Source organism: bacterium (assembly GCA_023150945.1).
GTDB lineage: Bacteria > Zhuqueibacterota > Zhuqueibacteria > Zhuqueibacterales > Zhuqueibacteraceae > Coneutiohabitans.
Map to the genome: position 1 here is coordinate 155,711 of JAKLJX010000002.1, position 13,908 is coordinate 169,618.

General features: G+C 61.8%; 15 protein-coding genes. 8 read left to right on the forward strand and 7 right to left on the reverse strand.

Going from position 1 to position 13,908, the window contains the following annotated elements:
- Nucleotides 1-28: 28 nt before the first annotated feature.
- Together mazG and L6R21_03950 are read left to right on the forward strand one after the other, a co-directional pair.
- Nucleotides 29-778, forward strand: coding sequence for a nucleoside triphosphate pyrophosphohydrolase (mazG, locus tag L6R21_03945; GenBank protein ID MCK6558329.1), 750 nt, complete (start codon nucleotides 29-31; stop codon nucleotides 776-778).
- On the forward strand, nucleotides 775-1,260 hold the full coding sequence (locus L6R21_03950; protein ID MCK6558330.1) for a GNAT family N-acetyltransferase: 486 nt from the start codon (nucleotides 775-777) through the stop codon (nucleotides 1,258-1,260). Before mazG ends, L6R21_03950 begins: the two co-directional genes overlap by 4 nt.
- A gap of 227 nt (nucleotides 1,261-1,487) precedes the next feature.
- Here L6R21_03950 and L6R21_03955 read toward each other — a convergent pair whose 3' ends face one another.
- The 5 genes from L6R21_03955 to L6R21_03975 form a co-directional block, all read right to left on the reverse strand.
- Nucleotides 1,488-2,657, reverse strand: a complete 1,170-nt coding sequence (locus L6R21_03955; protein MCK6558331.1) for a hypothetical protein — start codon at nucleotides 2,655-2,657, stop codon at nucleotides 1,488-1,490.
- A 568-nt stretch (nucleotides 2,658-3,225) separates the two neighbouring features.
- Entirely contained in the window at nucleotides 3,226-3,798 is a 573-nt protein-coding gene (locus tag L6R21_03960; protein ID MCK6558332.1) for a zinc ribbon domain-containing protein, read from the reverse strand.
- 60 nt (nucleotides 3,799-3,858) lie between these two features.
- Nucleotides 3,859-5,094: a hypothetical protein gene (locus L6R21_03965; protein MCK6558333.1), complete on the reverse strand. Its 1,236-nt coding sequence runs from the start codon at nucleotides 5,092-5,094 to the stop codon at nucleotides 3,859-3,861.
- A 217-nt stretch (nucleotides 5,095-5,311) separates the two neighbouring features.
- Nucleotides 5,312-6,385, reverse strand: a complete 1,074-nt coding sequence (locus L6R21_03970; GenBank protein ID MCK6558334.1) for a hypothetical protein — start codon at nucleotides 6,383-6,385, stop codon at nucleotides 5,312-5,314.
- Between the two features lie 212 nt (nucleotides 6,386-6,597).
- Nucleotides 6,598-7,644 carry a radical SAM protein gene (locus L6R21_03975; GenBank protein ID MCK6558335.1) on the reverse strand — a complete coding sequence of 349 codons (1,047 nt, stop codon included), beginning with the start codon at nucleotides 7,642-7,644 and terminating at the stop codon, nucleotides 6,598-6,600.
- Nucleotides 7,645-8,005: 361 nt separating this feature from the next.
- Between L6R21_03975 and L6R21_03980 the strand changes: the two genes are divergently transcribed.
- On the forward strand, nucleotides 8,006-8,536 hold the full coding sequence (locus L6R21_03980; protein MCK6558336.1) for a phosphatase PAP2 family protein: 531 nt from the start codon (nucleotides 8,006-8,008) through the stop codon (nucleotides 8,534-8,536).
- A gap of 6 nt (nucleotides 8,537-8,542) precedes the next feature.
- On the opposite strand, the gene L6R21_03985 is transcribed toward L6R21_03980, so the two are convergent.
- Both L6R21_03985 and L6R21_03990 read right to left on the reverse strand, forming a co-directional pair.
- Nucleotides 8,543-9,784 carry an AAA family ATPase gene (locus L6R21_03985; protein MCK6558337.1) on the reverse strand — a complete coding sequence of 414 codons (1,242 nt, stop codon included), beginning with the start codon at nucleotides 9,782-9,784 and terminating at the stop codon, nucleotides 8,543-8,545.
- 156 nt (nucleotides 9,785-9,940) lie between these two features.
- Nucleotides 9,941-10,171 (reverse strand): hypothetical protein, encoded by a 231-nt coding sequence (locus L6R21_03990; GenBank protein MCK6558338.1) that lies wholly within the window; start codon nucleotides 10,169-10,171, stop codon nucleotides 9,941-9,943.
- 260 nt (nucleotides 10,172-10,431) lie between these two features.
- Here L6R21_03990 and L6R21_03995 point away from each other — a divergent pair, with 260 nt between their 5' ends.
- From L6R21_03995 to L6R21_04015, 5 genes are read left to right on the forward strand one after another with little or no spacing between them, the layout of a single operon-like run.
- On the forward strand, nucleotides 10,432-10,854 hold the full coding sequence (locus L6R21_03995) for a hypothetical protein (GenBank protein MCK6558339.1): 423 nt from the start codon (nucleotides 10,432-10,434) through the stop codon (nucleotides 10,852-10,854).
- 30 nt (nucleotides 10,855-10,884) lie between these two features.
- On the forward strand, nucleotides 10,885-12,138 hold the full coding sequence (locus L6R21_04000; protein MCK6558340.1) for a ThiF family adenylyltransferase: 1,254 nt from the start codon (nucleotides 10,885-10,887) through the stop codon (nucleotides 12,136-12,138).
- Between the two features lie 28 nt (nucleotides 12,139-12,166).
- Nucleotides 12,167-12,454 (forward strand): EsaB/YukD family protein, encoded by a 288-nt coding sequence (locus L6R21_04005; protein MCK6558341.1) that lies wholly within the window; start codon nucleotides 12,167-12,169, stop codon nucleotides 12,452-12,454.
- 16 nt (nucleotides 12,455-12,470) lie between these two features.
- Nucleotides 12,471-12,974 carry a hypothetical protein gene (locus L6R21_04010; GenBank protein ID MCK6558342.1) on the forward strand — a complete coding sequence of 168 codons (504 nt, stop codon included), beginning with the start codon at nucleotides 12,471-12,473 and terminating at the stop codon, nucleotides 12,972-12,974.
- Between the two features lie 24 nt (nucleotides 12,975-12,998).
- The gene (locus L6R21_04015; protein ID MCK6558343.1) at nucleotides 12,999-13,874 is read left to right on the forward strand and encodes a Mov34/MPN/PAD-1 family protein; all 876 of its coding nucleotides are present in this window, start codon (nucleotides 12,999-13,001) and stop codon (nucleotides 13,872-13,874) included.
- Nucleotides 13,875-13,908: the final 34 nt, after the last annotated feature.

Below are 13,908 nucleotides of genomic sequence, written 5' to 3' on the forward strand. Positions count from 1 at the left end.
CGCCGCAGCCAACGCGCCGGGCGCAATAATGCCGGCGAAAAAGTTGCAGCTCTTGCAGCCGATCGGCGCAGCAAAACCACAAACCGGAGAGAACATGCACGGCAGTGAAAAACTCACGGGATTGGTCGAGATCATGGCGCAGTTGCGCGGCCCGCAGGGTTGTCCGTGGGATCGCGAGCAGACCCACGCCTCGTTGCGGCCGTACCTGCTCGAAGAAACGTATGAAGTTCTGCATGCACTCGACGCGGGCGATGAGGAGGAACTGCGCCATGAGCTGGGCGATCTGCTGCTGCAGGTGATCTATCATGCGCAGATTGCCGCGGAATCGGGCCGCTTCGACATCGGCGCGGTGATCGAAGCGATCAGCGCCAAGATGATTCGCCGGCACCCGCACGTGTTCGGCGAGGCCAAAGTGAATTCCGCCGCCGAGCTGACGCACCTGTGGGAGAAAATCAAGCAGCAGGAAGGAAAAAAATCGGCGCTCGACGGCGTGCCGCACGCCCTGCCGGCGCTACAGCGCGCTGCCCGGCTGCAGCAAAAGGCACGCGCCGCCGCCGCGAGTGCGGTCGAGGTTGAAATCAACTGGCAAGCTTTTCGCGCGGCCGCCGCGGGAGAGGAAGAGCGACCGCAACGCGACCACCGGCCGTTGACGGAGCTTTATGGCGATCTGCTGTTCCGCCTGGTGGCGCTCGGCCGCGGGCTGGGCCTGAATGCCGAAGACAGCCTGCGCGAAACCTGCCATCGCTTCGAACAAGAATTCGAAGGGAGCCGGGAATGATCACCCTCCGCCCCTTGCAGGGCGACGCAGAAATTCATGCCTGCGCCCACACGATGTCGACCTCCGAGCCGTGGTTGACTTTGGGCCGCAGCTACGAAGAGTCCGTCGCCGTTCTCAGTGATGCCAGCAAGGAAGTTTACGTTGCGGTGGCGGCAGAAGAGTTGGCGGGATTCATCATCATCAACATGCAGGGCGCGTTCCGCGGCTACATTCAAACGGTGTGCGTGATGCCGGCGTGGCGCGGCCAGGGCCTCGGCAGCCAGTTGATCGGTTTCGCCGAAGCGCGGATTTTCCGGGATGCGCCCAACGTCTTCATGTGCGTGTCATCGTTCAATGCCGGCGCGCAGAAACTCTATCGCCGGCTGGGCTATGAAGTGATCGGCGAGCTGAAAGACTACGTGGTGGCCGGGCATGCCGAGATTCTGTTGCGCAAAACGATCGGGCCGCTGGCGGGGTTCAAGGGGAGAGAAGCGAAAACCTGAGCAGTGAGGAAATGCAGAGAAAGGGATGCAGCGTTAGCCTGCGAGACATGCCCGCCACTGATGTCATCCAGCAAGGAACTTGTGAAGATTTGGAACCGGCGCCGAGAGCTTCACAGGTTCCTTTCTGGATGACAGGACCCAAAATCACCTTCCCGATTGGACCGAAAACGTGCAAGCACCTCGCCGTTTGCGGGCGATCACCACAATCTTGCCCCGCAACGCCCTCCTCACCTCCCAAAAAACACCGAAAAATCCACCCACGGCACGAAGGGGAATCCGCTGTCCTCTTCAAAAAACTCTTCCGAACTGAACAACGCCAAATCCACGGCCAGCCTTTCTCCAAAGAAACGCACGCCGCCGGAAAACAGCACCTGCGGCTCATCCGTGCCGGTGAAAATCCAGTTCTCCGTCAGCAACTTGATGCTGTTCGAGATTTGGGCTTCTGCGCCGACCAACAAAACCGGCTTGCCGGTGTCGTCGGTGGTGAAGGGTTGGCCGGCGCCCAGCGTGACCGCGCTGCGCTTGCTGCCGTAAGTCGCGACGGCGTAAGCCAGCGTGGCATCTTCGACATCCTCCGGAATCATGAGATGTGACACGCCGGTGGCCAGTCCCACCTGCGATGACACCGGCCACGTGAGCTTGAGGCCCGCATAGCCAAGCTGCGAGGGCGCGCCGGGCAAAATCGATATGCCACCACTGATGGAAAGAAAATCCGTCACACCATAAGCCAGAGTTGGAAAGAAGAGATAATAATCCGCAAAATATCCCTGCCCCGCCGGCAGGCTGCGGCCCGTGGGTGCCAGCAGCAATCGCATGTTGTTGGGATCCGTGCGCTGAAACGCGCCGGCATGAATGACGCCGAGCAATTCGCTGATACCCGCGATCTGCAAATCGGGAACGCTGATCTGCAAGCCGCCCGGCGTTTGCACCAGCAGCGTGTCCGCCTGCGCCCGCAACAATTCGCCGTTGATCACCGTGCCGTCGCGCAGGGTGATTTTGCTGAAGCCGGCGCGCGCACGCCACCGCGCTTCCACAATCGCATACAGCGGCCGGGCAGGAATGGTGTCGCCGGCGGCCAGTGCCTGGAACCGCTGCGCCAGGCCCGCGCGCATCTGGTTGATCTCGGTACTGGTGAGGCGCAGGATGAGGTGCCGGCCGCGGCCGGCATCATTGCGCAGCAGGTGAAGCTGATGCCAATCGTTGCTGTGGTGATAATAGCGCGCCGCGGTGAATCCAGGGATCTCGCCAAAAATCCGATAGCGGCTGTTTTCCTTCGCATCGATCACCTCGCCCAGTGCAGCGTGCAGCGGCTGAGGCCGCCAGCCGCTTTCCTGCGCACTCACTACTGCCGCAAGCAGAAGCAGGGCGCTGCTCACTCGCAAAAGCTGTCGCTTCATTTTGTCACCTCTGCTGAATGCTCAGCGTTTTCATTCAACCTGGCACGCTGCCAATCTCACGACAACTCTGCGGTATGAAACCGTGAGATGAGTGCCAATTCCGGCTGCGGGATATGATAGCACGCGCCGGAGTCAATCACAACATGAAAGACCGCCGCGGCATGAGATGGCCGGCGCGGTTGTGGTGGATCACGTTGGCAAGGGGACGTTACGTGAATCAAAGTCCGTCCTCAGATGTTCCACTCGCGGCTGGGCCGGGGTTTCAGAGACCTCGGTCACCGTGAAAACTCCGAGGGTTCGAATTCAACGGCCAAACCGTTGTCGGATCGCTGCGATAAACCGGCTGGGATTCCGGACGGCAACGAATTTGTTTCCATCAGCAGAAGGCACAGAGGATCGCATATGAATCTTCACTTGCATGCTTCTGCACTACCCGCAATTTCACCTCAAGTCCTCATCTGCGTACTCTGCGCCATCGGCGGAGGCACATTGCGTCCTCACCTGCGTGCTCTGCGCCCTCTGCGGATGGACATCTCGTCCTCATCTGCGTGCTTTGCGAGAAGGCGTTTCAACTGCCGCCGGCCATCAAGAACAGCAACATGATGCCGCCGAGCGTGCCGAGCGCGCCGCCGATGAAGGCGCCGCCAAAGGCCGCGGCCGCTGAGCCGCCGGACTTCGTGGCCGGCCGCGGAGATTTGGACCTGGCCATCGCCAACTCATCACAGGCGCGGGCAAGCAGCTCGCTTTCGCGCGCATGCGCCGAAGCCGGATACAAGGTGACGACGCGACGGAAGGAAGTGGCTGCCAGTTCGTAGGCGCCTTGGTCGAGAAAATTAAAGCCGGCTTTGTAAAAATTCAGCGCTTCGGCCTCGCGGTCAGATTCGGCGCTGGCCGGCGCAAGCGCGGCCAAAGTCTGCTCCGCTGCCGGTTCACCTGCAGTCGTTGCGACCGGCGCGCCGGCCTGGGGCAGGCTCGAGCCGCAGGCACTGCAGAATCTGGCCGTGGGCTGATTCGAAACGCCGCAGAAGGGGCAATGAATGCCCGCTTCCACCTGCACTTGCCGAGCGTAGCTCGCCGGCGCTGCCCACGTCGCTGCCAAAATCATCAGCAGGGCGAAAAGAAAAAAGAAGAAACGTGTCATGGTAAATCACCTCGATGGCAGATGCGTTATGGTGTGCAACGAAATCACGATTGGCGGCGCCTATTGCTTGCTGCGCAGCCGCCCGAGCGGGAACAGCATATTGACATTCGCTTGAATGTTGGCGTCGGCGATGCCGTCGAAGTCGCTGCGATAGCGTACGCCGGTATCTGCCGCCAGCCAGTTGGTGAAGTAGAACCGCACGCCGACCACGCCCGCCCAGATGTTCTTGATCGCACTGCCGTCGTGCACTTCGCCGGCGGTGAAATCGTAAGAAGGCAACCCTTCGACTTCCAGCATGACTTGCGCCTTGGGATTCGCTTGGATCGTCAGCCCGCCAAACGGCGCGATGAGATTGCGCTGCATCTCCCGGCCGGCCTCGCGGAAGCGCCAGCCCTGCGGGTTGCGCACGCGCACGTCCGTCAAGCCCAAGCCCACATGTGCCATCACCTTGCCGCGATGTTTGGTGGCCACGAGATAGAGCTTGGTCAGGCGGGTTTCGAAGGAGACGCTGGCGTCCTGGCCTTGAAAATGGTGCCAGCTCGTGGTGCCGCGCAGCGAGGCGGCAATCGCAGGGAGACGGTCCTGCTCGCGCAGCACCAGCATTTTGAATGCTGAAGTCGGCACGCTCGATGAGCCTTGCTGCAGGGAGTTGATCACCGCTTGCGTCGCAAACTCGACCTCGGCAATGTCGCCCAGCCCCAAACCAGCGTGGCCGAGAAAATTACGCTCCTTCTCGATGCCAAAAGCGCCGCCGCCGTTGAAATAAATGTCGAGAGAGCTGAGCACTTCCGCGGTGGGCACATTGAACAAACGCGGCAGCACGGCCGGCGTCGTGAGCAGGGTTTGATACCAACGCTGTGGTTTGGGCCGGTCAGACTTGGCGGGCGCCACCGGCGCCATTGAGGGGATGAGAGAGGCGGAGGTTTCGGGTGGCGCAAGTGCAAGCGGGCGCGCGGCGGCTTGCCGCTCACGTTCCGCGCGGAGGCTCTCTGGCGCACTGAGGTTCTCTGCCGCGCGCGCCTGCGCGAGCGAATCTTCCACAAACTGGCGGCGCGCTGCCTGCCGCGCGAGCTCCTGCTCCTGCTGCAACTGCTCGAGCTTGGCTTGTTTGGCGGCCGCGAGCGAACTGCCGCAGTTCACGCAGAATTTGTAGGTCCAGGTGTTTTCGAATTGGCAGGCGCTGCAGCGAATGCTGGCCGGCGCAGAGGTTTGAGAGAGCGCGAAGGTCGCGAGCGCCAGCGCGGCGATCGTCACCGCGACGGCGATCACCAGCGATTTCATTGATCGGAATGGCATGATGATTTCCTCCTTTCATGAAGGTTCATCATGCCCTCACGCAAGCTGCATGCCGCCCGCTGCTCGGCCGCGGCGCGATCAACCGAAGCGCTGTAACTTGAACAGGTTGGAGAGAGAAAACAGAAAGCCGGACTGGAAACTGATGGCCCCAAAAATGTGAAGCCCGTGCACAGGCCGTGCACGGGCTTCACGCGTGTTTGTGTACTCCCGGCGAGGCTCAGTTGATGAAGATCTCGCCCTTGGGATCATACTTCTTCACCATCTGAGCGATGGCTTTGTTGATCTCGCGAAAACTGGCGAGCGGCCCTTCCAACTCTTTTTCCGCGACCCGCTGCCGTGCGTGCGTGCGTGCGAGTTGCAGGGCGAGAATGACGCGCTCATTGGCCCCGCCTGCCGAGGCCGCAGCCGGCAGGCGCTCGCTGAGTTGGGCGCGATGCAAGTGACATTCGGCGAGATAACCATCACTGGCTTGTATGAACGCGCGAATGCGACTGATGACATTCTCCCACACCGTCAACGCTTCCGCGACGCGGTCCAGCTTCTCGAGAATCAAGCCGCGATGATAAAGCGCACTGACGTTTTGGGGAAAGCGCTGCAACAGCCAGTCGTTGATCTCCAGCGCTTGAGTATAGTTTTCTTCGTGAATGTGAATGGTTTGCAGGGAATAGGCGGCATCCACCGCAACGTAGCGGCCGCGCTGGCGCACGCTTTCGAGCGCGGCAATGGCTTGCTCACGTTTGCCGGCAAACAAGCCGCCGGCAAAATTGAGTTTGGCGCTTTTCCAATACTCGTACACGCCCAGCGCCAAATAGGGATCCACCAGCGCCGCCTCCCGCTGCAGGGCACGCTCCATGGCATTGAGCGCCAGCACCGCATCGCGAAAGCCGGCGGCCCATTCCCCGCAGCGAAAGCGGTGCAGACCGCGATAGCCGCGGCCGGTGCCGAGCATGAACAGCCGCTCGGCGCTGGCCTCTGTGCTCACCTGCTTGTCCGCCAGCGCGACCGCGCTTTGGATCAGGCTGTCGAAACGCGCTTCGAACAGGCGCAGGCGATAGTCCCGCATCATCGTTTGATACACGCCGGCCGCGAGCAGATAGCCGGCGGGATCCTGCGGCCAGGAATGCCGCAACTCGGTGCAAACGGCGAGCGCGCTGTCGAACTGCTCGAGGTGCAATTGCTCCAGACTGCGTTGAATCAAGCCCACGCGGCGGGCATCGGATTGTGCCCAGGCCACCGGCAGCGCGAGGGAAAAAACGGACAACCAAGTCACCAAACGGAGGGAATTCGGCATACGTGTCTTTACTTTCCAATGAATGAAGATGAATGACATCGCTTCCGGCGCCGGGGCGGGAAGCACAGCGGAAACCTCGTCATATCCAAGCAGGCAAACACAGTAATGCGTGCCGGCGCAGCACGACCGTAACTACAACGTCGATCGGAGGGCGTGCCACCCACCATGCGGCAGCGCCTGGCGAACGCGCCGCCGGCGGCAAGTCCGCCGGCTCAATCACCCACGGTGGCCAGCGCGCCGGTGGGGGCGGGACTCGCCTCCGGATCCGGCAGCGGGTGGCTATCGTCCAGGTTGGCGCGTGAAACACCGCCGCGGCGCAACAGACGATAGGTCGCTTTGACCATGCCGAGCGGCGCATTGTCCAAATAGGAATCCCGGTAAACGCACAGGATCGCGCAGCCCTTTTCGCAGCCTTTGGCGGTGTTGTAATGCGCGGCCACGTCGGCGCGGGTATATTCCAAAACAGGTTTGTCCAGGCGGCCGCGCTGGGCATGGCAAAACTGCACGTTGCCGAACTCATCGACGTAAAGCGAGCGCGCGCCGGCGCGGCATTGCCACTCCGGCTGTTCGCCCTGCAGCAAGCGCTTGCCGTAGTCATATTCGATGAAAGAGCAGGGATTGCTGTTTTGATAATGATGCTCCCACAGCGCGACGTACTCTTCGCCGCCGATTTCGATGATGCCCTTGTCATCGTGGATGGGATTGACGGTGACGAAGAAACCCAGACGCCGCAGCTCGGCCAGCGTTTCCGGGAAATGACCTTTGGAATTTTCGCACAGCACGAGATTGACGTGCACATCGAACTTGGCCAGCCGGCGCAGCCGCTGCAGCTTGGGCAGGATTGACTTCATGGATTTTTGAATGTACCGGCTCGTGTCGGGCATGAGCGCATCGATGCTCACTTGCATGTTGCTCAGTCCCGCTTCGTTCAGCGCCGCAATGATTTTGTCGGTGAGCAGAAAGCCGTTGGTGGTGACCGAGACTTGCGCGTCGTGGTTGGCGTAGGCCACGAGGTCCGCGAGCCGGGGATGCAGCAGCGGCTCGCCGCCCAAAAGCGTGATGTTGATAACCTTCAAGCGATGCAGGGCATCGATGCGGGCTTTGAGCACTTCAAATGGTATCGGCGGGGAAAAATTGTCGTATTCGGTGCAATAACCGCAGCTCAAGTTGCAGCGCCGCGTCACGATCAACTGCGCCTGAATCGGTGCCTTGAACAACAGCGCGCGCGCCAGCGCTCGCAGCGGATTCTTGACACGCATGAGCAGTGCCTCCCTGGCTGGTGAGATTCGTTGTGGTTTGCTTTCCGCCCGCGGATTCCTTTCTCGCGCGTTGCGGGTTGGGCATAATGTTGATTCTAGAGGTAAAGTGCAACGGCAAAATACCCGCCAGCCGTTCCGCGGCCACACTGCCCGCGAGGGATGCTGAGCCCCCGGCTGCCGCGACGGCCCGGACTGGTCCTCCGTTCAGCCGGCACCGCAACATTCACGCATTGGCAACCGCCGCTTCATTCTGCCTTGATTTCGCCGGATTATGTTGGAGTGATGGAATACCAGGAGCACAATTACCAACAGGAAGTGCAGAAGCGAAGCGGTGCCGCTTTGCGCATCACGGAGGGCTGCCATGCTGCAAGCTTTCGTCCAAAATCTCAATCACTACGATGCGTGGCTCTGCAGTAAAGTCTATCAATGGAACGGCCGCCGGATCATCGACTGCTGCATGTATCTGGTCTCGCGCAGCGGCGATGGCCAGCTCTACGCCTTTCTCGGATTGCTTGTTTGCCTAACGGATTTCGCGACGGCCTGCAGGCTATTGCCGGCCGGCTTGCTGGCCTTCACCCTGGAATTGCCGCTCTACCTGCTGGTGAAACGCAAGGTGAAACGCCGCCGGCCATTTGAACGAATCCCGGGGCTGCACTACCTGATCAAGCCTCCGGATCGCTTCAGCTTTCCCTCCGGCCATACCGCCGCCGCTTGCTTGATGGCGACTCTGGTTTCAGCCTATTATCCGGAGGGCGCGCTGGTGAGTTGTCTGTGGGCGGGGAGCATCGGCTTTTCGCGCGTGTACAACGGCGTGCACTATCCGACGGATGTCTTGGCAGGCGCGATTCTGGGAATCGCCTGCGCGCAAGCCGGCATGGGGTTGGTGGGATAGCCGGCTTCACCACAGCCGGCGCAGAATCAGCATGAGCATGATCAAATTCAAAACCATCACCAACAGCATCGCCAATCGCCGGGGATGCTGCCGCAGTGGCGCCAGCCATTTGCGCAACGCTTCCTGCTGCCAGCGGTGCACGCCCGCGGCCCAACGTTGCCAAACTCTCCAACCGCTTGCCGCCGCCGGCGGCCGCAACGGACTCGTTGCAACCCTCACCGCCCGATCAATCACTGCCTGATCCCAACGCACGCGAACATTCTCGCCCTGCCACCCTGGCTGCCGCAAGCCAGCGCCAGCGGCATGCCGCGTCCCAGCGGGTGGCATGCCATTCTCTACCGCCAGCGCCGAGGCTGTCACCGGTTGCCAGCGCTCGCCCTGCTGTTCTGCCAAAGCGCCGGCGCATGCTTCAGCTTCTCCCTCATGGCTTGCGGTGCGCGCCGCCTCCTGCACCAGCTCGCGCGCGATGCTGGTCAAACCCTCTCGGCCAGCCAGCGCCAGTGCCCGGCTGCAGAGCGCATTGATGCGCCGCGGATTGCCTTCGCTTTGTTCATGCACCGCGCGCAGGGCTGCCACGGTGAAAAGCTGCTCGCCGTCGTAATAACCGGCGACCCGCAAACGGTGGGCAATGTAGGCGGCAGTTTCCGCGCTGTCGAGGCTGAGCAAATGCGTACTGCAGGCGCGGGTGGAGTGATCTGGCCAGGGTTCCACTCCGGGAAACGCATGGAGCAAACTCGCCGCGCCGGCGAGGATGAGCTGCAGCGGTTTGCGCTGCGTCTTGGCAAGCTCAACCAGCACGCCGATTTCATCAAGGGTGTGGCGCGGCAGATGATGTGCATCGTCGATGATCACGACGGCAGCGGAGGGGATGCTGGAAGCGGCGAGGCCGGAGCGCGGGCTGCGCAGAAAATCATGCAACTGCCGCAGCTCGTCGGCGGGCGTGGCATGCGGCAGCGCCGGCAAACCACAGGCTGCCGCAATGCGGCGGAACAACCTCTTCTCTCCGAGACGGGTTTGCAGCAGCAGCACCGTTGCGAGATTAGCCGGCAGCCGGCGGCGCAGGGCATGAATCAACAGGGTCTTGCCGGCGCCGGCCGCGCCGGTGAGCAGGAACAGGCGATGCCGGTGCTCGATCGTATCGAGCAGCCGCTGAAACGCCTGGCGATGCGAGCTGGCGGCATAGAAATAGCGCGGATCCGGCACCGGTTTGAACGGGTGCTCTCTCAAAAGCTGAAGCGAACGGTACATGACTGCACGAATCCCAAAACCGTTATGGCAATGCGTTGCGCTGCAATTCCTCCGCCGGCACGCGCGGGCCAGCGGCAGCGTGCGGGAATGATTCGGTGGGCGCGAGCAGGCAACCGGGAAAGGGCAAGCGGAAGGAATGAGCGGAAGCGCCGGGTGTCATTTGTGGACAAGTTTACGCACGGTGTGAAAATCCGGGCCTTCGAGGCGGTAGAAATAAACGCCCTGATCCGCGGCATGACCGTGGTTGTCGATACCGTCCCACTGCGCCAGATGCTCACCCGGCGGCAGGTAGCCGGCGAGAACCAATCGCACCTCGTTGCCCAGCGCGTTGTAGATGGCCAAACGCACGGGAGAAGTTTGCTGCAAGGCAAAGCGGACAGTCGTCATAATACAGTTGCATTCTTTGCCGGCCCTTCCCTGGGCAGCGATGAGGTCAAGCTGAATAAAAAATGTGCCGTGGATGTACCTTCATACGATTGCGGGTGCAGACGCGGGAATCTGCAGCCGCCGGCGGGAAGTCCTCTGCAATTGGCGAACATGGTGCGTAGTATTCGAGGTCATGGAATGTCTGGCGGGCATGACAAAGTTGGCAAATTCGCCGGCGCCGCCGCAGCGCGCGGCGCTGGCATCATGGAAGAATCGTGCAGGTGAGGCGCATTTTCAAGCCGATCTCGCGGCAGAGCCGTACCGCCATCCGGGCGACCAGCTCGCTGCGCTTACAGGAGAGCATTCCCAAACTGCCGGCGCGTGTCAAACGGCTGCGTGACCAGAAGATTTGTTCTTACTGCCGCCATTTGATCACGGAGGATCCCTATTCCCACCGGGAGCGCTATTGGGTACAACTCTTGCGGCTGCGGATGCTGCGCTGGTCGGCGGCGCTGTTGCGGATCTTTGCGCCGCAGCGGCTGGCGCGCAATGAGGCCCGGCAGAAGCGCATCGTCTTGCCGGGCTGGGTACGGTGCAGCAACCGAAGGTGCGGCCAGCTTTATCATGCCAATTGCTGGCACCATCGCGGCGGCGCGCAGCGCTGTTTTCGCTGTCACACCAATCGCGCCCGCCACGTCGCATGAATCGCGCACGCGCACAGGAAGCGAGGCGGCATGGCCTTTCACGTTAGAACCAGTGGCCGGCCGGCGGAGACCGCCACCGACCGCCAGGAAAGAATCAGTTGGTGGAGCCAGGAAAAGCTGCGCCAGGCGCGCGTCATGATTGTGGGCGCCGGCGCGCTCGGCAATGAAGTGATCAAGAACCTGGCGCTGGTGGGCGTCGGCTACATGGTGGTCGTTGATTTCGATGACATCGAAATCTCCAATCTCAGCCGCACCGCGCTCTTCCGCCAGGAAGATCTCGGCAAGCGCAAGGCACTGGTGGCGGCGCAGCGCGGCCGCGAGCTCAACGTCGAACCCTCGGCTGCGGTGGAGGCGCTCGACGCCGATCTCGTGTGGGAAGTGGGGCTGGGCCTCTATCGCCGCGTCGATCTTGTGCTCGGCTGCCTGGACAATCTCGAGGCGCGGCTGGCGATGAATCGCGCCTGCCTGCTCACCGGCCGGCCCTTGATCGACGGCGGCATCCGCGAGCTGGCGGGCAGCGTCTACGTGTTTCAACCGCCTTTTCGTTCCTGCTTCAGTTGCGCCACCACCAAACGCGAGCGCGCGGCGGCCCGCTCGCGTTATGATTCCTGCTTTCAGACGCTGCGGCGCGGCTACGCGCAGGGCCGGCTCGCCACCGTGCAGATGACTTCGGCGCTCATTGCCGCGCTGCAGTGCGAACTGGCGCTCAAGTGGCTGCATCAGCGGCTGCCGCTCAACGGCGTTCGCCTGCAATACGACGGCAGCGGCAACAGCCCCTATTTCGACACGACCGCCGTTTCCCGCCGGCCACAATGCGAATGCGAAGCGCTGGCGCCGCTGCCGGATAGCGCCACGATTGCCGGCAGCAGCACGACCACCACGCTGCGCGCGCTGCGCGCAAGCTTGCAGGCCGCCGGCCTCGAAGAGGCCGTGGTCAAATTTCCCGCCAGCTTCGTCGCAGGCGTCGAGTGCATGCGTTGCGGCCGCGACAGCGAAATCCGGCGGCCGCTGCCCCGCCTGCGCAGCGAAGAGTTGCAGTGCCGCTGGTGCCGCCGGCCGGGCGATCGCGAGGGGCTGCAATTGCATTATCTCAGCGACAGCCTGGAAGTGCTGGAAGCGGAGGCCGCGGGCGGCGAGCCGCTGCAAGACCTGACGCTCGCGCAGTTGGGATTCCCCCAACTGCATGTTTATGGCGTGCAGGATCGCCGGGGCGGCATGCACTATTTCGAGCTGGCCAATGACATTCACGAGGCTTTGCCCAATCTCGCGAAGCGACTTTCATGATTTCTTGCAGATACTCAGGAGCTAAGGAATGGCCGATACCATCAATCTCACCTTCATCAATGTGAGCGACGACTCGGAGATGGATGTTGAAGTCTCCTCCGACATGACGCGGGAGGAGCTGGTTGAAAACCTGATTCAGGTCGAATTCATTCCGCCACTTTCCAGTGAGAACGAAGAATACGGCTTGACCATCAAAGGCAAGGGCGAGCTGGGCGAGGGGCAGACCCTGGCCGATTTGGCAGTTCAGGCCGGCGACCGGGTTCGCATCGCCGTGGTGCAACGCGGCGGCGCGGCGCACGCCGAAAACCGATTTTGACAGTGGAGACTGCAACATGATCTCGCGGCTGGTGCGGCTGCAAAACGACTATCTCACCATGCAGACGCTGCGCGGCTCGCTCATTCGCTGGCAGGAGGGCGATCATCGCTGGCCGCCCGAGCGCTATGTCGTCGAATTCGATCTCGTTGGCATGATCGGCCCGGAGGCCAGGCAGCAGGGGCACACTGTGGTGATCAAGCTGCTGGCAGAATATCCCGACAAGCCGCCGCTGGCGAAATTCGTCTCGCGACCGGTGCTGTTTCATCCGCACGTGTTCAAGAACGGCAATGTTTGCATCGGACAATACTCGCCGGAGGAGGGATTGGCGGCGTTTTGTTTGCGCTTGGCGAAATACATTCAGTTCCGGCCGGAGCTGATCGATCCCCGCAGCCCCGCCAATCGCGAGGCCTTGAATTGGTTCAAACTGAATCGCCATGCCGTGCCGGTGGATCACAGCAGCCTGCCGGACTTGGCGGAAACCAAACTCTTTCACACGAAACCGGCCTCCAGCAAGTTGTGATCATCCCATGCTTCGCGACCCACGTTGCCCGCAGCGCCAACCGGTTCCCGCCTCTACCTGCTCAATGCGTCCGGCATCAACCACAATGCCGGGAGCGTGCGCCGCTTGCGCTTGCCGGCCGCCGGCCGCATCGGACGTGGCGCCATGAACCTGCACAAGCTTCGCAAACTGCGCCGGCGGCTGCGTTTCTGGCAGCACCGTGAACGCAAATCAGCCGGCCACTTTCTCGTCAAGGAACGCCGCTCCTACCAACCGCGGCAGCGCAGCATTCCGGCCGCGTGGCCGCAGCCGCCTGCCTTCCGCCGCCCGCAAGTTTACATCAATCAGAAAACCTTTGAGAAGATCAAGCAGCATGCGCGGCGCGATCCTGCGCACGAATGCTTCGGGCTGCTGTTAGGCAATGCCTATTTCGATCAGGCAAAACAAATCTTGTGGATCCATCTGCAGGAGGCAGTGCCGGCGCGCGACACGCACGCCAGCCTGGCCAGCGTTGAAGTCTCCACCCGAGAATTTCAACGCCTGAATGAGGAGGTCGACCGCATTTGGAGTGACAGCCGGGGCACGACGCGCAAAGTCGGATGGTATCACTCGCATCCCAATTTCGGCGTTTTCATGTCGGAAACCGATCGCGCCAATCAGCGGCTGTTCTATGGGCAGGAATATCACGTCGCGCTGGTGGTGGATCCGGTGCGCGATTTGGCCGGCTGTTTTCGCGGGGCGGACAGTGTGGCGTGCGATTATTTGCTGGTGGAAACCGCCGGCCAGGAAAGTATCCGGATCGAGGAAGAAGAGGTCCCAGCCTTGCCGGCTGAAATTGAAACCCTGTTCCGCAGAGATTCAAACGAGGCGGGTGCGCACGGTTGGCGCCGCCTGCTGACGGGCTTCCGGCGCTGGCGGTGAAGGGCGCAGTGAGCGCATGCGTGCGCAAAGCGGC